Raw genomic sequence first — 18,531 nt, forward strand, 5'->3', positions numbered from 1 at the left:
CAGCGTGACGGCCGAGCCGGCCAAGGAGGCACGGGGCACGGGGGCAGGACGTGACGAGAGCCGGGCCGCACAGGGCGGCCCGGCTCTCATCGGTGACGAACGGTCAGGACGACCGGAACGGTCAGAAGTCCTCGTCGAAGTCGACGGTGCCCTCCACCGCGACCTGGTACGCGGACGGCCGGCGCTCGAAGAAGTTCGTCAGCTCCTGGACACCCTGGAGCTCCATGAAGGAGAACGGGTTCTCCGAGCCGTACACCGGCGCGAAGCCCAGCCGCTGGAGGCGCTGGTCCGCCACGCACTCCAGGTACTGCCGCATCGAGTCGGTGTTCATGCCCGGCAGACCCTCGCCGCACAGGTCGCGGCCGAACTGCAGCTCCGCCTCGACGGCCTCGCGCAGCATGTCGGTCACCTGCTCCTGGAGCAGGTCGTCGAAGAGCTCCGGCTCCTCCTTGCGGACGGTGTCGACGACCTCGAAGGCGAAGCTCATGTGCATCGTCTCGTCGCGGAACACCCAGTTGGTGCCGGTCGCCAGGCCGTGCAGCAGACCCCGGCTGCGGAACCAGTAGACGTACGCGAAGGCCCCGTAGAAGAAGAGTCCCTCGATGCACGCGGCGAAGCAGATCAGGTTCAGCAGGAAGCGGCGGCGGTCGGCCTTGCTCTCCAGCCGGTCCAGCTTCTCCACCGAGTCCATCCACTTGAAGCAGAACTGCGCCTTCTCGCGGATGGAGGGGATGTTCTCGACCGCGTCGAAGGCCGCCGCGCGGTCCTCCGGGTCGGGCAGATAGGTGTCGAGCAGCGTCAGATAGAACTGGACGTGCACGGCCTCCTCGAAGAGCTGACGGCTCAGGTAGAGCCGCGCCTCGGGGGAGTTGATGTGCTTGTACAGCGTCAGCACGAGGTTGTTCGACACGATCGAGTCGCCCGTCGCGAAGAACGCGACCAGCCGGCCGATCATGTGCTGCTCACCCGGCGTCAGCTTCGCGAGGTCGGCGACGTCCGAGTGGAGGTCGACCTCCTCGACGGTCCAGGTGTTCTTGATCGCGTCCCGGTAGCGCTCGTAGAAGTCCGGGTAGCGCATGGGGCGGAGAGTCAGTTCGAAGCCCGGGTCGAGCAGGTTCTTCTCGGACGCGGCCTTCTCGGACACGGCCTTCTCGATGGTGGTGTCGCTCATTACTGGCAGGCCTCGCAGGACTCGGGGTTTTCCAGAGAGCAGGCGACGGCGTCGGGGTCGGCGGCCTGCTGGACGGGGATGGTCTTCTCGGGCTGCGCCTGTGCCTGGGCCGCGCGGGCGATGCGCGTCGCCGGGCGGGAACGCAGGTAGTACGTCGTCTTCAGGCCCGACTTCCAGGCGTAGGAGTACATCGAGGAGAGCTTGCCGATGGTCGGCGTCTCCAGGAACAGGTTCAGCGACTGGGCCTGGTCCAGGAACGGGGTCCGGGCGGCGGCCATGTCGATCAGGCCGCGCTGCGGGATCTCCCACGCCGTGCGGTACAGGTCGCGGACGTCCTGCGGGACCCAGGTGAAGCCCTGCACCGAGCCGCTGGACTCGCGCAGCGCCTCACGGGTCTGCGCGTCCCACACGCCGAGCTTCTTCAGCTCGGCCACCAGGTAGGAGTTGACCTGGAGGAACTCGCCGGAGAGCGTCTCGCGCTTGAACAGGTTCGACACCTGCGGCTCGATGCACTCGTACACGCCCGCGATGGACGCGATGGTCGCGGTCGGCGCGATGGCCAGGAGCAGCGAGTTGCGCATGCCGACCTCGGCGATCCGCTGCCGCAGGGCCGCCCAGCGCTCCGGCCAGTTCAGCTCGACGTCGAAGTGGTCCGGGTGCAGGACGCCACGGGCGGTACGGGTCTTCTCCCAGGCCGGGAGGGGCCCGTTGCGCTCGGCGAGGTCCGCGGACGCCTCGTAGGAGGCGAGCATGATGCGCTCGGCGATCCGAGTGGACAGCGCGCGGGCCTCGGGAGAGTCGAAGGGCAGCCGCAGCTTGAAGAAGACGTCCTGGAGACCCATCGCGCCGAGGCCCACCGGACGCCACTTGGCGTTGGAGCGGCCCGCCTGCTCGGTCGGGTAGAAGTTGATGTCCACGACACGGTCGAGGAAGGTGACCGCGGTGCGCACGGTCTCGTCGAGGCGCTCCCAGTCGATGCCGTCACCGACGACGAACGCGCCCAGGTTGACCGAGCCCAGGTTGCAGACCGCCGTCTCCCCGTCGTCCGTGACCTCCAGGATCTCGGTGCACAGGTTCGAGGAGTGGACGGTGTGACCCGGCTCCGCCGTCTGGTTGGCGGTGCGGTTGGCGGCGTCCTTGAAGGTCATCCAGCCGTTGCCGGTCTGCGCGAGGGTGCGCATCATGCGGCCGTACAGGTCGCGGGCCGGGATGGTCTTCTTCGCGAGGCCCGCCTCCTCGGCCTTGCGGTACGCGGCGTCGAACTCGTCGCCCCACAGGTCGACCAGCTCCGGCACGTCGGCGGGGGAGAACAGCGACCAGACGCCGTCCTCGTTCACCCGGCGCATGAACTCGTCCGGGATCCAGTGCGCGAGGTTCAGGTTGTGCGTACGCCGGGCGTCCTCACCGGTGTTGTCGCGCAGCTCCAGGAACTCCTCGATGTCGGAGTGCCAGGTCTCCAGGTACACCGCGGCCGCGCCCTTGCGCCGGCCGCCCTGGTTCACCGCGGCGACCGAGGCGTCGAGCGTCTTGAGGAACGGGACGATGCCGTTGGAGTGCCCGTTGGTGCCGCGGATCAGCGAACCGCGCGAACGGATGCGGGAGTACGAAAGGCCGATGCCGCCCGCGTGCTTCGACAGGCGTGCCACCTGGTGATAGCGGTCGTAGATGGAGTCCAGCTCGTCCAGCGGGGAGTCGAGGAGGTAGCAGGACGACATCTGCGGGTGCCGCGTACCGGAGTTGAAGAGCGTGGGGGAGGAGGGGAGGTAGTCGAGGCGGCTCATCAGCCGGTAGAGCGCGGCGACCTCGTCCACCGAGCGGGCGGTGTCGTCCTCGGCGAGGCCGGACGCCACCCGGAGCATGAAGTGCTGGGGCGTCTCGACGACCTTGCGGGTGATCGGGTGCCGGAGCAGGTAGCGGCTGTGCAGCGTGCGCAGCCCGAAGTAGCCGAAGCGGTCGTCGCCCTCGGAGTCGACCAGCGCGTCGAGACGGGCCGTGTGCAGCCGGACGAACTCGGCCGTGCGGTCGGCGATCAGGCCCTCGCGGTGGCCGACGGCCACCGACTCGGAGAAGGTCGTGACGCCCTGGGAGGCGGCCTCCTCGGTGATGGTGATCGCCAGCAGGCGGGCGGCGAGCCGGGAGTAGACGGGGTCCTCGGAGATGAGACCCGCGGCCGCCTCGGTGGCCAGTTCGCGCAGCTCGGCCTCGTCGGCGCGGGCGGACCGGCCGCGCAGCGCCGCGGCGGCGACCCGGCCGGGGTCGGCGTCGGGGAGGTCGGCGGTGAGACCGGTCAGGGTCCGCAGCAGCGCGGTTCCGGGACCGTCGGTCTCCACCCGGGCCTGCTGCGCGGTCACTGAAGCCGGATCGGCTGGCGCGATGGTCACGTGGGGATCTCCCTCGCTCGGCACGGGGCCTTGCGGGCAGGAGCGGGGCACACGGGAGCGCTTCAGGGCAGCAGCGCACCACGCGTCCACCAGCCCATTCCGCGAGGCCCGGACGTCGTCGGCACCCGGGCCGGACGGCCGGGGCGCGCTGTCGGCAGGTCCTCGGACTGACACGAGAGCGGGCACGCGAACACGCGAACACGCACAAGTACACCGTTGCGGGACAGTTCCGGATTCGCACCGGATTCCCCTGCGGCGACAGCGACCTTGAGCATACATCTTGTGCCGGGCTTCGGGACTGCCCCCACATCTTGTGTCCGCTTGGTGCCGAAGAGCGCTACGGAGTGTGCCGGAGCGTCAACTCGTAAGTGAGCAGCCGGATGTCGTCGAGCTCCGGAAGCGGGTTCCAGTCGCGGTCGGGCGTGCGGGTGAAGCCCACGCGCTCGTAGACGCGGTGGGCGCTGCGCATGCTGCCCTGGGTGGACAGCACCACGCGCGTGCAGCCGCCCTCCAGAGCCCGTGCCCGCCCGACACAGGCGCGCACGAGGGCCTCACCGGCCCCCCGGCCGCGTGCCTCCCGGGCGACCGCGAGCATCCGGATCTCGGCCTCCCCGGCGCGCGCGAAGTCGGCCATGGGGCTGCCGTCCGTCACGAAGGTCACACTGCCGAGCACCCGCTCCCCGTCCACGGCGACCAGCACTTCGGAGACGGCCGCGCGCCCCGCGACGTCCCGCAGCTTTCCGAGGTACCGGTCGCTCTCCCCGAAGTCGAGCAGTCCGTCGCCGAGATAGGCCTCGGCCGTGATCTCGGCCACCGTGGGGTACTCCTCGGGCCGCGCGGGCCGGATGACGATGTCCATGCGGGTGAGTGTGCCCGACCGGCACGGCGACGGGCCGCCGGGTTTCCACCGGCGGCCCGTCGTTCCCGGCTGTCGCCGGGACCTGCCCCGTGGCCTCGCGGCCGGACAGGTGTCGCTCTCCTAGTGGCTCGCGTCCGCCGTGGCCGGCGGGAGCTCCGTCTCGACGCCCGGGTCGCCCGCGTCGGCCGTGTAGTCGCCGGGCGAGGTCTCGTCCACGCCCTCCGGGGCCTTGAACGCCCTGAGGGCGAAGGTCAGGACGACGGCCACGGCCACGTTCAGGACGAACGCCGTCAGGCCGATGTAGCCGATCTCCCCGATCCCCGGGATCTCCTTCGAGCTGCCGCCGAAGTGCTTCTGGGTCGGCGAGGCCACACCGTAGGCGGCGATCGTGCCGTAGAGCATGCCGACCGCCCAGCCGCCCAGCAGCGCCCAGCGGTGGAACCAGCGGGTGAACAGCCCGCCGACCAGGGAGGGGAAGGTCTGCAGGATCCAGATGCCGCCCAGCAGCTGGAAGTTGATCGCGACGGTCTTGTCCATGGTCAGGACGAAGACCAGCGCGCCCACCTTCACCAGGAGCGAGACCAGCTTGGAGACCTTGGTCTCCTGTCGCGGGGTCGCGGCCGGGTTGATGAAGTCCTTGTAGATGTTGCGGGTGAAGAGGTTCGCGGCCGCGATCGACATGATGGCCGCCGGGACGAGCGCGCCGATACCGATGGCGGCGAAGGCGACGCCCGCGAACCAGTCGGGGAACATGTTCTCGAAGAGCTGGGGGATGGCGAGCTGGCCGTTGGTGACCTTGACGCCGGCCGCGATCGCCATGAACCCGAGCAGGGCGAGCAGGCCCAGCATCAGCGAGTACAGCGGCAGGATCGTCGTGTTGCGGCGGATCACCTCCCGGCTGCGGCTGGACAGCGTCGCCGTGACCGAGTGCGGATACATGAACAGCGCCAGCGCCGAGCCGAGCGCGAGGGTGGCGTACGTCCACTGGCCCGCCTGGGCGGGGACGAGCCCCCCGGCGCCCGCGGCCGTGTACTTGTCGCTCGCCGCCTTGAAGATCTCGTCGAAGCCGCCCAGCTTGATCGGGATGTAGATGACGGCCACCGCGATCACGATGTAGATCAGGGCGTCCTTCACGAACGCGATCAGAGCGGGGGCCCGCAGGCCCGAGGAGTAGGTGTACGCGGCCAGCACGCCGAAGGCGATGAGGAGCGGCAGGTCCTTGACGAGCCAGTTGGTGCTGTCGCCTCCGCCCACGCCCATCACGTCCAGGACGGCCTGGATGCCGACGAGCTGGAGCGCGATGTACGGCATGGTGGCCAGGATGCCGGTGACGGCCACGGCGAGGGACAGGCCCTTGGAGCCGAAGCGGCCGCGCACGAAGTCCGAGGTCGTCACGTAGCCGTGCCGGTGGGAGACCGACCACAGGCGGGGCAGGAAGGTGAAGATCAGCGGATAGACCAGGATCGTGTACGGCACGGCGAAGAAGCCGGCCGCGCCCGCCGCGTAGATCGCCGCGGGCACCGCGACGAAGGTGTACGCCGTGTAGAGGTCGCCGCCGAGCAGGAACCAGGTCACCCAGGTGCCGAAGGACCGTCCGCCCAGGCCCCACTCGTCGAGGGTGTGCTCGTCGGCGGCTCTGCGCCACCGCGCGGCCAGGAAGCCCATGACCGTGACGGCCAGGAAGAAGAAGACGAAGACGCCGAGGGCGACGCCGTTCACACCGTCCTTCATGCCTCCGCACCTTCCTTCGCCGAGGTGCGGGCCCGCTGGTCACGTCGCCAGAGCTGGTACGCGACCACCGTCAGCAGCGTGGAAAGGGGTACCCACAGCAGTTGGTACCAGTAGAAGAACGGGATGCCGATGAACGCCGGGTCGGTCTTCGTGTAGGAGCCGACCCACAGCATCGCCCCGAAGGGCGCGAGCAGACAGAGGGCGATCACCACACGTACCGGTGTCACCACTGGTGGTTTCACTTCGGGCAGGTCTGACATAGGGCGGCTCCGTCCCCTCATCGATCACCTGAGCAACGCGCAGGCAATCTAGGGGACGGTTCGGCTTTAGGGAACCACCCCGCCCGGACGGCTGATGTGAAGGGTCGGTGTCGGGGCGCACACGCCCTCAGCAGCGGCGGAACCCCTCGGGCGGGTACGGCGCCTGACGGTGTGTCCGGATCCGTTCGTCGGCGCCGTCCGGTCCGGTCCGCGTGGGCGCCGTCCGGATCGGTACGGTCCGGTCCGCGGCGGCGCCGTCCGGATCAGTCCTGCGGGCGCTTGAGGCGGGCGACGAACTTGTACCGGTCGCCCCGGTACACCGACCGCACCCATTCCACCGGCTCGCCCTGCCGGTCGATCGAGTGGCGGGAGAGCATCAGCATGGGCAGGCCCACATCGGTGCCCAGCAGCCCGGCCTCGCGCGGGGTCGCCAGCGAGGTCTCGATGGTCTCCTCGGCCTCGGCGAGGTGGACGTCGTACACCTCGGCCAGCGCGGTGTAGAGGGAGGTGTACTTGACCAGCGACCTGCGCAGGGCGGGGAAACGCTTGGCGGAGAGATGGGTGGTCTCGATGGCCATGGGCTCGCCGCTCGCGAGGCGCAGCCGCTCGATGCGCAGCACCCGGCCCCCGGCGGTGATGTCGAGCAGGCCGGCGAGGGCGTCGTCCGCGGTGATGTAGCCGATGTCCAGCAGCTGTGAGGTCGGTTCGAGGCCCTGGGCCCGCATGTCCTCGGTGTACGAGGTCAGTTGGAGCGCCTGGGAGACCTTCGGCTTGGCGACGAAGGTGCCCTTGCCCTGGATGCGTTCGAGACGCCCCTCGACGACCAGCTCCTGAAGGGCCTGCCGCACCGTGGTGCGCGAGGTGTCGAACTCGGCGGCGAGGGTCCGCTCCGGCGGTACCGGCGTACCGGGCGGCAGCGTCTCCGTCATGTCGAGCAGATGCTTCTTGAGGCGGTAGTACTTGGGCACGCGCGCGGTACGGATGGGCGCCCCACCCTCGTTCTCCGCACTGCTGACGTCGGTGCTCATGCTCTGCCTTCCCGGCTCCGGATGCCGAAGCGGCCGCCATGTCGTCGGCCACGCCCCACATCGTGGCACGGCTTGTTGCGCGCGTGTTCCCCGCACGCTCCGTGATCCCCTCTATATACCGTCGGCGTACCCGTTGGTCTAGTCCATCGCGCGCAGACGGTGCCGTCGAACTCGGCGCGGGCGGACCGGGGATGGTTCCTCCGCAGGCCGCGGACGGGTCCGTAATTTGTGCCGCTTGGCTACTTAAAGGTCCTTGCATATGTAGGTCCCATAACGGCCGACTGGACGGGCTTACACACCCTTGACACCCCCCTAGGTCTAGGCCAAGCTCCCGGTACTGGTCTACACCATTGGTCCAGTCCCGGCCCCACGGGCGGTACACGGCGTATGTCACCGCGGGGAGCAGGGGGGTTTGTGGCATCCCTGAGGAGGGTGGCGTGAAGCGCAAGCTGATAGCCGCGATCGGTATCGCGGGCATGATGTTCTCCGTCGCGGCGTGCGGCAACGACGACAAGTCCGGGGGGTCGGACAAGGGCGCGGACGCCAAGGAGCTGACGGTCTGGCTCACGGTCGACGCGCAGAACAACTGGCCCGACCTGGTCAAGCAGGCCGACACGGCGATCGAGGCGAAGCACCCCGGCATCAAGATCAAGCACGAGTACTACGGCTGGCCGGACAAGAACACCAAGCTCGACGCGGTCCTCGCCACCGACAAGGCGCCGGACGTGGTCGAGATGGGCAACACCGAGATGCTCGGCTACATGGTCAAGGGCGCCTTCGCTCCCCTCGACGCCTCGAAGTTCGAGAACTCGGACGCCTGGCTGGACGGCCTCAAGGAGTCCGTGACCTACGACGGCAAGACCTACGGCGTGCCGTACTACGCCGGTGGCCGCGTCGGCAACTGGCGCAAGGACATCGCCGCCTCGGCCGGCGTGAAGTCCGCGCCGAAGACGTACGCGGAGCTCACCTCCGACCTGGACAAGATCCAGAAGAAGCAGGGCGCCAAGTTCAGCGCCTGGTACCAGCCCACCCGCGACTGGTACGCGGCCATGTCCTTCGTCTACGACGCCGGCGGCTCCATCGCGAAGGAGGAGGGCGGCACGTGGAAGGCCAACCTCTCCTCGCCCGAGTCGGTCAAGGGGCTCAACGAGTTCAAGACCATCGTCGACAAGTACATGCACGGCGACAAGACCAAGGACGAGTCCGACCGTTACATCGTCTACGGCCAGGGCAAGTCCGGCATGATCTTCGGTGCCGCCTGGGAGGGCGCGACCGCCGAGGACCCGAAGAGCGACAAGACCGGCAAGCTCAAGGGCAACCTCGAGAACTTCGTGATGCCCGGCCCGTCCGGCAAGAACCTCCCGGTCTTCCTGGGCGGCTCCGACCTCGCCGTCCCGGTGAAGTCGAAGGCGCAGGCCGTCGCCGCCGAGTGGATCAACGCGTTCACCGGCGCCAAGGGCCAGAAGTACCTCATGGGCAAGGGCAACCTGCCCAACAACAAGACCGACCTGGTCAGCCTGCAGAGCGACCCGGCGACGGCCGTTCCGGCCACCGCGGCCGAGTCCAGCTGGTTCGTCCCGATGGCGCCGGGCTGGGGTCAGGTCGAGAAGGCCCAGGTCCTGCAGACCATGCTGCAGAACATCGGCACCGGCAAGAAGTCGGTCGCGGACGCCGCGAAGGAAGCGGACGCCGCGATCGACAAGGTCATCAACACCAAGTGACCTGAGAGCAGGGCCCCGTCGGTCCTCCTTCGCGGAGGGACGGGGCCCTGCCTCCCGTACGGCCCGGCCAGGGACTCACCCCCTGACGCCCGGCCGTGCGGGCCTTCGCTTTCGAGCCTTCGCTTTCGTACGACCTGAGGGACCGCTGAGGAGCGCGCGATGAGTGCCGCAGACACGACCACCCCTGCCAAGAAGGTGCCGCCACCGCGGCAGGCACCACCACCGGCCGTCGCGAAGGCGCCACGCGCCAGGCGTACCTCGGGTGCGGCGGCGGCCCCCTGGGCCCTGCTCGCCCCGTGCCTGCTGATCCTCGCGCTCGTCCTCGGCTATCCGCTGGTGCGCCTGGTCACGCTCTCCTTCCAGAAGTTCGGGCAGTCCCAGCTCTGGGGCTTCCAGCCGGCCGAGTCGGTCGGCTTCGACAACTTCAAGGGCGTGCTCTCGGACAGCGAGTTCTGGGCGGTGGTCGTCCGGACCGTCCTGTTCGCCGGCGGGGCCGTCGTCTTCACCATGGTCATCGGCATGCTGATCGCGCTGCTCCTCCAGCGGGTGTCCGGCTGGGTGAAGACGCTGATCAACATCGTGCTGGTGGCGAGCTGGGGCATGCCCATCATCGTGGCCACCACCGTCTTCAAGTGGCTCTTCGACTCCGACTACGGCGTCTTCAACGCGCTGCTCAGCAAGCTGCCCGGCGTCGACATGGTCGGCCACAACTGGTTCGCCAGCGGGACGCAGGGCCTGAGCGTGATCATGCTCCTGGTCGTCTGGGGCGCGGTGCCCTTCGTGGTCATCACGCTCAGCGCCGGACTCACCCAGGTCCCCGCCGAGCTGGAGGAGGCCGCACGGCTCGACGGCGCGGGTGCCTGGGGCGTCTTCCGCCATGTCACGCTGCCGATCCTCAAGCCGATCATCGTCATGCTGACGACCCTCTCCGTCATCTGGGACATGGGCGTCTTCCCGCAGGTCTTCGTCATGCGGGGCGGCCACCCGGAGGCGGAGTTCCAGTTGCTCACCACGTACTCGTACGACCGCGCCTTCGTCGTCAACGACTACGCGCAGGGATCGGCGATCGCGGTGCTGACCGTGCTGCTGCTCCTGGGCGTGGTCGCCGTGTACATGCGCCAGATGCTGCAGATCGGAGAGGTCGAATGAGTGCCGTCGCCACGTCCGGGCGTACGTCCGCCACGGGGCGGAAGTCCTCCCGGCCCCGCAAGTCCAAGCTCGGCTGGAACCTGCTCGGCCTGGTCGTCTTCCTCACCGCGGGCTTCCCCGTCTACTGGATGCTCAACACGGCGGTCAAGCCGGCCAAGGACGCCATCGACCCCGATCCGAGCCTGTTCCCCACCGGGTTCACGCTCGACAACTTCCGCCGCGCGCTGGACATCGCCGACTTCTGGGGCCCTGTGGGCCGCAGCCTGATCGTGTCCGTCGCGGTGGTCGTGATCGGCGTCGTCGTCGGGATGCTGGCCGCGCTGGCCATCTCCCGCTTCGCCTTCCGCGGCCGCAAGGTCGTGATCGTGGGCATCCTCGCGGTCCAGATGATCCCGCTCGTGGCCATGATCATCCCGGTCTTCCTGCTGCTGAACGACCTGCACCAGTACGACAAGCTCTCCGGTCTGATCCTCACGTACCTGACCTTCATCCTCCCCTTCACGGTGTGGACGCTGCGCGGTTTCATCGTCAACATCCCGAAGGAGCTGGAGGAGGCGGCGATGGTCGACGGATGCAGCCGCACCGGCGCCTTCATCCGCGTGGTCTTCCCGCTGCTGGCCCCCGGCATGGTCGCGACGTCCGTCTACGCCTTCATCCAGGCCTGGAACGAGTACCTCTACGCCCTCATGCTGCTGAGCCAGCAGAACCAGACCGCCACGGTCTGGCTCGGCAACTTCACCACCAAGCACGGCACCGAGTACGCCCCGATGATGGCCGGAGCCACCATGATGGCCGTGCCGATCGTCGTCCTGTTCCTCCTCGTCCAGCGCAAGATGGCCGCGGGTCTGACCGCTGGCGCCGTGAAGGGATAACGCCCCCGATGACGACATTCGCCAGCGGTACAGACACCCTGACGCGCGACGCCCTGACCGTGCTCCAGCCCGGTTTCACCGGGACCACGGCTCCGGACTGGCTGCTGCGCCGCCTCGGTGAAGGTCTCGCCTCCGTCGGCCTGTTCGGCCGCAACATCGCCTCGCCGGAGCAACTGGCCGCCCTGACGGCCCAGCTGCGCGTCGAACGTGACGACGTCCTGGTCGCCATCGACGAGGAGGGCGGTGACGTCACCCGCCTGGAGGTGCGCACCGGCTCGTCCTTCCCGGGCAACCACGCGCTGGGCGCCGTCGACGACGTGGCGCTCACCGAACAGGTCGCCCTCGAACTCGGCCGCAGACTGGCCGCGTGCGGGGTGAACCTCAACTGGGCGCCGTCCGCCGACGTGAACTCCAACCCGGCCAACCCGGTCATCGGCGTACGGTCCTTCGGCGCCGACACGGGCCTGGTGGCCCGGCACACGGCCGCCTACGTCAGGGGCCTCCAGGCCGCGGGCGTGGCCGCCTGCACCAAGCACTTCCCGGGCCACGGGGACACCGCGGTGGACTCCCACCACGCCCTGCCGCGCATCGACGCGGACCTGTCGGTCCTCCAGTCCCGCGAACTCGTTCCCTTCCGGGCCGCCATCGCCGCGGGCAGCCGTGCCGTGATGAGCGCGCACATCCTCGTTCCGGCGCTGGACCCGGACCGCCCGGCCACCCTCTCCCGCCGCATCCTCACGGGACTGCTGCGCGAGGAGCTCGGCTACGAGGGCCTCATCGTCACCGACGGCATGGAGATGCAGGCCATCGCGGCGACGTACGGCATCGAGCGGGGCAGCGTGCTGGCCATCGCGGCCGGTGCGGACGCCATCTGCGTCGGCGGCGGGCTGGCGGACGACGACACCGTGCGCCGGCTGCGCGACGCCCTGGTCTCCGCCGTCCGGTCCGGCGAGCTCCCCGAGGAACGCCTCGCGGACGCGGCGAACCGGGTGCGGGCGCTGGCCGAGTGGACGGCCGCGGCCGCCGCCCGGAAGGCCTCCCCGGCCGCCTCCGGCCCGGCGGCCGGCTCTCCCACGAATGGCTTGAACAGCTCGAACGGATCGAACAGCTCGGGCGGTACGGGTGGTGCGAGCGGTACGGATGGCGTGAACGGTACCGGTGGTACGGATGTCACCAGCCGTGCGAACGGTACAGCGGGTGCAGGCGGTACGGGCAGCCCGGACGGAACCGGCGGGTCGGACGGAGCGGGCGGCGGTACGGCCCGGACCGCCGATGTGGGCCTGGTCGCCGCGCGGCGCGCGCTGACCGTGACCCGCTCGGCGTCGTACACCCCGCTCACCGAGGCACCCTTCGTCGCCGCGCTCACCCCGGTCGCGAACATCGCCGTGGGCGACGAGACCCCCTGGGGCGTGGCGGCGGAACTGGCCCGGCTGCTTCCCGGCACCGAGACCGGCAGCTTCACCGGTGAGGACGCGGGCTCCTCGGCGCTCGCGGCCGCCGCCGGGCGGCCCCTCGTCGCGGTGGTCCGCGACGAACACCGTCACCCCTGGATGGCGGCGGCCCTCGACACCCTGCTCGCCGCCCGCCCCGACACCGTCGTGGTCGAGATGGGCGTCCCCCAGTCGGCTCCCCGGGGCGCCCTGCACATCGCCACCCACGGCGCGGCACGGGTGTGCGGCCGCGCGGCGGCGGAGGTCATCGCGGGCCCGTAGCGGCCCGGGCCCAGGGCCTGGCCTCCGGGCTTCGGCCTCCGGGCTTCGGCCTCCGGGCTTCGGCCTCCGGGCCTGGCCCCTCCGGGCCTGGCCCCTCCGGGCCTGGCCCCTCCGGGCCTGGCCCCTCCGGGCCTGGCCCGGGTCTCAGCCCCGGGCCTGGCCCGGGTCTCGCCCCTGGGCTTCCGGGCCCTGGTCCGGGCCACCACGCACCGGTGCCGGGCACTCCCTCGGGAGTGCCCGGCACCGTTCTGTCTCCGCGGCGCGGCGCGCCGGCCCGCCTCTAGATGCCCTGCCAGTCCGGCTTGGCGGCGAACGTCTGGCGGAAGTAGTCCCCGAGCTTCAGCTTGGACGCGGCGGCGTCGTCGACGACCACCGTCGCGTGCGGGTGCAGCTGAAGCGCCGACGCGGGGCAGACCGCCGCGACCGGCCCCTCGACCGTCGCCGCCACGGCGTCCGCCTTGCCCTCGCCGGTCGCGAGCAGCACCAGGTGCCGTGCCTCCAGGATCGTGCCGATGCCCTGGGTGATGACGTGGTGCGGCACCTGCTCGATGTCGCCGTCGAAGAAGCGGGCGTTGTCCACCCGGGTCTGCTCGGTCAGCGTCTTGATGCGGGTCCGGGAGGCGAGCGAGGAGCACGGTTCGTTGAACCCGATGTGCCCGTCCGTCCCGATCCCCAGCAGTTGGAGGTCGACCCCGCCGGCCGCCGCCAGCGCCCTGTCGTACGCCTCGCACGCGGCCTGGACGTCCGCCGCCGTTCCGTCGGGCCCCATGAACGCGTCCATGCCGATGCCCAGCGGCTCCAGCACCTCGCGCCGCAGTACGGAGCGGTAGGACTCGGGGTGCTCGGCCGGCAGCCCCACGTACTCGTCGAGCTGCGCGATGCGCGCACCCGAGGTGTCCACGGCACCGGAACCCGCTCGGGCCGCCAGCGCCGCGTAGATGGGCAGCGGTGTCGAGCCGGTGGCCACGCCGAGGAGCGCGTCGGGCTTGCGCCTGAGCAGTTCCGCCATGGCCTCGGCGATCAGCTCGCCGCCCGCCTTGGCGTCCGGGACGATGACAACTTCCACGCTGGGCCTGCCGATCTGGAGAGGGGACTCAGGAACGCATCCGAATCCGAAGGGGGACACATGTGGTATAGACCAATCTAGCAGAGCGTCACCCTTTCGTCGCCCCGTCGCGGGGCGCGTCGCGGGGTGTACCGCAGCCCCGCGGGGCTCCGCCCCGGCCCGCCTCGGCCCGCTCCGCCCGTCCGGGGACTCCGCCCCTGCGGTGACGCCTCCCGTTCGCGAACCGAAGCGGGATAGTCTGACGGGCGCTCCTGGTGTTGGATGAGCGGGCGACGGCCAACACGACCGGAGCGCAAGGGCCGTGGACGCGGCCGCGGGTGCGGACGCATGGACGCGGAACCATGGTCTAGTCCACAATGCTCTGAGAAACTGAACAAGCCTCCGTCTTCCCCGCACAGGAAGACGGACCGAGGAACCGGCGCTCTCTGCCCTGACTGCACCGGCTCCTCTCTTCGGCCGACCGGGACCGCACACCCCACGGCCGTTGTTGCTCCGGGCTGCGGTGCCGGGAGGGTTGAGGGTCCCTCTCAGGCGCCGCGGCCCGCGGGTGTTTCCGGGGCCGGGCGAGGCCCTCGGGAGCCCCCGGGCGCGCGGCCCATTTCGGGACCTGTCGGATCCTCCGGGTACGCTCGCACACGTGCCCTCCATGAACGACCTCGTACGCCAGCACACAGCCCTCGACGACTCCGATCTCGAGTGGCTTCATCTGCTGGTCTCGGAGTGGCAGCTGCTCTCCGACCTCTCCTTCGCCGACCTCGTCCTGTGGGTCCCCACGCGCGACGGCACCCGCTACGTCTCGGTCGCCCAGATGCGCCCCAACACCGGGCCCACCTCGTACCAGGACGACATGGTCGGCCATCTGGTCCCGCGCGGCCGCCGCCCCCTGCTGGACGCCGCGCTCGACGAGGGCCGGATCGTGCGCGAGGGCGATCCCGAGTGGCGCGAGGAGGTGCCGGTCCGGGTCGAGTCCATTCCCGTACGGCGTGAGGGCCGGGTCCTCGGCGTCATCGCGCGCAACACCAACCTGCTCACCGTGCGCACCCCGAGCCGCCTCGAGCTGACGTATCTCCAGAGCGCCTCCGACCTCGCGCAGATGATCGCGGCGGGGACCTTCCCGTTCCCCGACCAGCAGGTCGACATGGACGCCTCGCCCAGGGTCGGCGACGGACTGATCCGCCTCGACGCGGACGGCATCGTCCAGTACGCCTCGCCGAACGCGCTCTCGGCGTACCACCGCATCGGCCTGGCCTCCGACCTGGTGGGTCACAACCTCGGCTCCACGACCGCCGAACTCGCCCCGTCCCGGGGTCCGGTGGACGAGGCGCTGTCGAAGGTGGCCAGCGGCTGGGCGCCCCGCGAGTTCGAGATCGAGAGCGCCGACGGGGTGATCCAGCTCCGGGCGATCCCGCTCAAGCCCAAGGGCACCCGCGTCGGTTCCCTGGTCCTGCTCCGCGACGTCACCGAACTGCGCCGCCGCGAGCGCGAATTGATCACCAAGGACGCCACCATCCGGGAGATCCACCACCGGGTGAAGAACAACCTCCAGACGGTGGCGGCCCTGCTGCGGCTCCAGGCCCGTCGCATCGAGTCGGACCGGGGCCGGGAAGCCCTGGAGGAGGCCGTGCGCCGGGTCGGCTCGATCGCGATCGTGCACGAGACGCTCTCCCAGAACCTGGACGAGCGGGTGGAGTTCGACGAGATCGCCGACCGGGTGCTCGCCATGGTCGCCGAGATCTCGCCGGGCAAGGTCACCGGCCGGCGCACCGGACGCTTCGGCATCCTGGACGCCGAGGTCGCGACCCCGCTCTCCATGGTCCTCACCGAGATCCTCCAGAACGCGCTGGAGCACGGCTTCCGCGAGGGCGACCGGGGCACCGTCGAGGTCTCCGCGGTGCGCGGCGGCACCTCCAAGGACGCCCGGCTGCTGGTCACCGTCCAGGACGACGGGGTCGGACTGCCCGAGGGCTTCGACCCGCACCGCTCGGGCAACCTCGGCCTGCAGATCGTACGGACGCTGGTGGAGGGCGAGTTGGGCGGCACCTTCGACATGGTGGCCGCTCCGGAGCGTGGCACCCAGGTGCTCCTGGACATCCCGGTGGTCGTGCCGAAGTAGCGGGCCCGGACGAACAGCCGGACAAACACCCGCACAAGTGGCCTATGGGCAGGGGCATTCGACGCCCACGGATGCCCGTCACTCACTGTGACCGACGCTGGACGCCGGGAGCGCCGGGCACCGGACGCGAACAGCAATGAGCCCCGGACCACCAGGTGGTCCGGGGCTGAAAGCTCGTTGCATCAAGCGCATCGGGGTACTGCGCGCTGCGGCTCGGGGGCGGGAGTTGCGTACTCGCTGTACGCGCCGCCAAGCTCAGGCTCGTGCGGGGTGGAACGTCAGGCGGTGGCCTGACGAGCTCGGTTGCGGGCGGCACGGCGCTTCATTGCGCGGCGCTCGTCCTCGCTGAGGCCACCCCAGACGCCGGAGTCCTGGCCGGACTCGAGCGCCCACTGCAGGCACTGCTCCATGACGGGGCAGCGGCGGCAGACGGCCTTGGCTTCCTCGATCTGCAGCAGCGCAGGACCGGTGTTGCCGATGGGGAAGAAGAGCTCGGGGTCTTCCTCGCGGCAAACGGCGTTGTGACGCCAGTCCATGGCTGCTACCTCTCCTTGGTATTACATGCACGTTGCTTGTGAATGTGAACGCTTTCACGAATCCCTCAACAAGTGAAGGGCCGACAGCCAGACGGACTGGTGTGGTCCTGTGATTTGAGGAGGGGTTCCGGTGCTCTGGGGGCCGATGGTGCGGGCCGTCCCGAGCGCCACGTAGAGACTCGCAAACCTCAGCGGCGGATACAACCCCTTCCGGAAAGTTTTTTTTGATTCCTCGGTGTCGGCTGAGTCACAGCCGTACTTCCATGGGGTGGACCCTGGCCTAAACGTTCGAGTGAAAGGAGTTTGGCCCCTTCCGCTCACACAATCACACGCAGTGCACGGCGTACGCCTGTGAACGTCACGCTCGTACGCAGTCCCAGATGGTCGCCGTCCATCTGAAGGGGGAGTGGCACCTTCGAATGCAAGGTGAAGTCCGCCAGGTCATGCAGAGTGACGGCGTGCTTGCCGTGGGGTCCACGCTCGGGGGACGAAGTGAGCAACTGGGTGGCATACCGGGCGACCGCGGGCGTCGACATGCGGCTGAGCGCCAGTACGTCGAGTCCGGTATCGAACGAGGCCTTAGGCGCCGCGTACACCGGACGATTGCCGAGAAACGTCCACGGCGAGGTGTTGCAGATGATGGACAGGACCAGATCGGTGACCGGGTCGGCGCCGGGGCGCTCCAGGGTGATCGCTCCGTGCCGGCGGTGAGGATCGTCCAGAAACTGACGCAGCACTTGGCGGAGATAGAGCGCATGTGTGGAGCGCCGGCCGAGCTCGCGCTGCTGTTCGACCCGGCCCACCACCCCGGCGTCGAAGCCGAGGCCGGCGCAGAAGGTGAACCAGCGGGAGGGGACGGACTCGTCCTCGGTGCCGGGTGTGCCCGCGGCCAGACCGAGGCCGACCGTGCGCTCGCGCTCCTCGCGCAGCGCGTCCAGCAGGGCGCCCGTCGCCTCCACGGCGTCGTTCGGCAGGCCCAGGGCGCGGGCGAAGACGTTGGTGGAGCCGCCGGGGACCACGGCGAGGCCGGGGAGGCGGGAGTCGGGGCCCCGGTGCAGCAGACCGTTCACGACCTCGTTGACCGTGCCGTCCCCGCCGAGGGCCACGACCAGATCTATGTCGTCGCTGTCCGCGGCCTGGCGCCCGACGTCCCGGGCGTGCCCGCGGTACTCGGTCATGACCACTTCGAGTTTCATCTCACTGGCCAACGCGTGGATCAAGACGTCACGCGTACGCGCACTGGTGGTGGTTGCCGCCGGATTGACCACAAGAAGTGCACGCATGCGATGCAGCGTACCTACTGGGTGGTACTCGTCCCAGACCGAGGTAGGGATCCAGTAAGAGTCCGCGGGTGCGGCAGGGGTGCGAAACCGGATCGCCGCACCACCCGTGACCGTGCGGTTCCCGGCCCCGGGGCACTCGGGCGTCCGGAGCCGACGGCTACTCTTCGGGGGTGAGCCGTGAGCAGAATCCCACCCCCGACGCCCCCCGGACCGACCCCCGCCCCGGACGGCTGACCGCCGCCGCGGCGCTGGCCGCACTGGAGGGGACCGCCCTCGTGGCGGGCGGCGTCTGCGTCCTCGTCCTCGGTCTCACCGGCGATCCCGACAACCGGCGGCAGGCCGTCACCGGCGGCGTCACGCTGATCGCGCTCGCGCTGCTGCCGCTGCTCGCCGCGCGCGGACTGCTGCTGCGCCGCGCCTGGAGCCGGGGCCCGGCCCTCGTCACCCAGATCCTGGCGCTGCCCGTCGCCTACACCCTGCTCCAGGCCGACAGCGTCGCGATCCCCGCCGGTATCGCCCTCGCCGTCGTCGCCGTGGTGGCCCTGGTGCTGCTGGCGAACCCGGCGACGACACGGGCCCTCGGCATCCGAGGGCCCGGCGGCGACGCACACGACGAGAAGTAGCGGGACGCGCTTCCCGGCGCGCACCA

General features: G+C 70.0%; 15 protein-coding genes and 1 riboswitch. Of the genes, 6 read left to right on the forward strand and 9 right to left on the reverse strand.

Going from position 1 to position 18,531, the window contains the following annotated elements; all coding sequences use genetic code 11:
* Nucleotides 1-121: 121 nt before the first annotated feature.
* The 6 genes from ACFYW9_RS01305 to ACFYW9_RS01330 form a co-directional block, all read right to left on the reverse strand.
* Nucleotides 122-1,171 (reverse strand): ribonucleotide-diphosphate reductase subunit beta, encoded by a 1,050-nt coding sequence (locus ACFYW9_RS01305; RefSeq protein ID WP_389143074.1) that lies wholly within the window; start codon nucleotides 1,169-1,171, stop codon nucleotides 122-124.
* Nucleotides 1,171-3,552: a ribonucleoside-diphosphate reductase subunit alpha gene (locus ACFYW9_RS01310; protein ID WP_389143077.1), complete on the reverse strand. Its 2,382-nt coding sequence runs from the start codon at nucleotides 3,550-3,552 to the stop codon at nucleotides 1,171-1,173. Before ACFYW9_RS01310 ends, ACFYW9_RS01305 begins: the two co-directional genes overlap by 1 nt.
* Before the next feature lie 135 nt (nucleotides 3,553-3,687).
* Nucleotides 3,688-3,837, reverse strand: a riboswitch (cobalamin riboswitch).
* Nucleotides 3,838-3,889: 52 nt separating this feature from the next.
* On the reverse strand, nucleotides 3,890-4,411 hold the full coding sequence (locus ACFYW9_RS01315; RefSeq protein WP_351859224.1) for a GNAT family N-acetyltransferase: 522 nt from the start codon (nucleotides 4,409-4,411) through the stop codon (nucleotides 3,890-3,892).
* A gap of 120 nt (nucleotides 4,412-4,531) precedes the next feature.
* Nucleotides 4,532-6,142, reverse strand: a complete 1,611-nt coding sequence (gene mctP, locus ACFYW9_RS01320) for a monocarboxylate uptake permease MctP (protein WP_389143080.1) — start codon at nucleotides 6,140-6,142, stop codon at nucleotides 4,532-4,534.
* Nucleotides 6,139-6,402: a DUF3311 domain-containing protein gene (locus tag ACFYW9_RS01325; RefSeq protein WP_328448405.1), complete on the reverse strand. Its 264-nt coding sequence runs from the start codon at nucleotides 6,400-6,402 to the stop codon at nucleotides 6,139-6,141. Before ACFYW9_RS01325 ends, mctP begins: the two co-directional genes overlap by 4 nt.
* Nucleotides 6,403-6,665: 263 nt before the next feature.
* Nucleotides 6,666-7,430 carry a GntR family transcriptional regulator gene (locus ACFYW9_RS01330; protein WP_326785595.1) on the reverse strand — a complete coding sequence of 255 codons (765 nt, stop codon included), beginning with the start codon at nucleotides 7,428-7,430 and terminating at the stop codon, nucleotides 6,666-6,668.
* Between the two features lie 437 nt (nucleotides 7,431-7,867).
* Between ACFYW9_RS01330 and ACFYW9_RS01335 the strand changes: the two genes are divergently transcribed.
* From ACFYW9_RS01335 to ACFYW9_RS01350, 4 genes are all read left to right on the forward strand, one after another.
* Complete coding sequence (locus ACFYW9_RS01335) at nucleotides 7,868-9,151, forward strand: extracellular solute-binding protein (RefSeq protein ID WP_351859229.1); 1,284 nt, start codon at nucleotides 7,868-7,870, stop codon at nucleotides 9,149-9,151.
* 159 nt (nucleotides 9,152-9,310) lie between these two features.
* Entirely contained in the window at nucleotides 9,311-10,300 is a 990-nt protein-coding gene (locus tag ACFYW9_RS01340) for a sugar ABC transporter permease (RefSeq protein ID WP_351859231.1), read from the forward strand.
* Nucleotides 10,297-11,172, forward strand: coding sequence for a carbohydrate ABC transporter permease (locus ACFYW9_RS01345; RefSeq protein WP_389143087.1), 876 nt, complete (start codon nucleotides 10,297-10,299; stop codon nucleotides 11,170-11,172). Before ACFYW9_RS01340 ends, ACFYW9_RS01345 begins: the two co-directional genes overlap by 4 nt.
* Before the next feature lie 8 nt (nucleotides 11,173-11,180).
* Nucleotides 11,181-12,884, forward strand: a complete 1,704-nt coding sequence (locus tag ACFYW9_RS01350) for a glycoside hydrolase family 3 protein (RefSeq protein WP_389143090.1) — start codon at nucleotides 11,181-11,183, stop codon at nucleotides 12,882-12,884.
* Between the two features lie 280 nt (nucleotides 12,885-13,164).
* Here the strand turns inward: ACFYW9_RS01350 and nagB are convergent, their stop codons facing one another.
* Nucleotides 13,165-13,950 (reverse strand): glucosamine-6-phosphate deaminase, encoded by a 786-nt coding sequence (nagB, locus tag ACFYW9_RS01355; RefSeq protein WP_389143093.1) that lies wholly within the window; start codon nucleotides 13,948-13,950, stop codon nucleotides 13,165-13,167.
* Between the two features lie 646 nt (nucleotides 13,951-14,596).
* On the opposite strand from nagB, the gene ACFYW9_RS01360 reads away from it, so the two are divergent.
* Nucleotides 14,597-16,063: a PAS domain-containing sensor histidine kinase gene (locus ACFYW9_RS01360; RefSeq protein ID WP_326790802.1), complete on the forward strand. Its 1,467-nt coding sequence runs from the start codon at nucleotides 14,597-14,599 to the stop codon at nucleotides 16,061-16,063.
* Between the two features lie 278 nt (nucleotides 16,064-16,341).
* Here the strand turns inward: ACFYW9_RS01360 and ACFYW9_RS01365 are convergent, their stop codons facing one another.
* Both ACFYW9_RS01365 and ACFYW9_RS01370 read right to left on the reverse strand, forming a co-directional pair.
* A complete protein-coding gene (locus ACFYW9_RS01365) occupies nucleotides 16,342-16,599 on the reverse strand; it encodes a WhiB family transcriptional regulator (protein ID WP_006380970.1) in 258 nt (85 codons plus the stop codon).
* 317 nt (nucleotides 16,600-16,916) lie between these two features.
* On the reverse strand, nucleotides 16,917-17,882 hold the full coding sequence (locus ACFYW9_RS01370; protein ID WP_351859239.1) for a diacylglycerol kinase family protein: 966 nt from the start codon (nucleotides 17,880-17,882) through the stop codon (nucleotides 16,917-16,919).
* Between the two features lie 170 nt (nucleotides 17,883-18,052).
* Between ACFYW9_RS01370 and ACFYW9_RS01375 the strand changes: the two genes are divergently transcribed.
* Nucleotides 18,053-18,505, forward strand: a complete 453-nt coding sequence (locus ACFYW9_RS01375; protein ID WP_389143098.1) for a hypothetical protein — start codon at nucleotides 18,053-18,055, stop codon at nucleotides 18,503-18,505.
* Nucleotides 18,506-18,531: the final 26 nt, after the last annotated feature.

It is taken from the genome of Streptomyces sp. NPDC002698 (assembly GCF_042888945.1).
Taxonomy (GTDB): domain Bacteria; phylum Actinomycetota; class Actinomycetes; order Streptomycetales; family Streptomycetaceae; genus Streptomyces.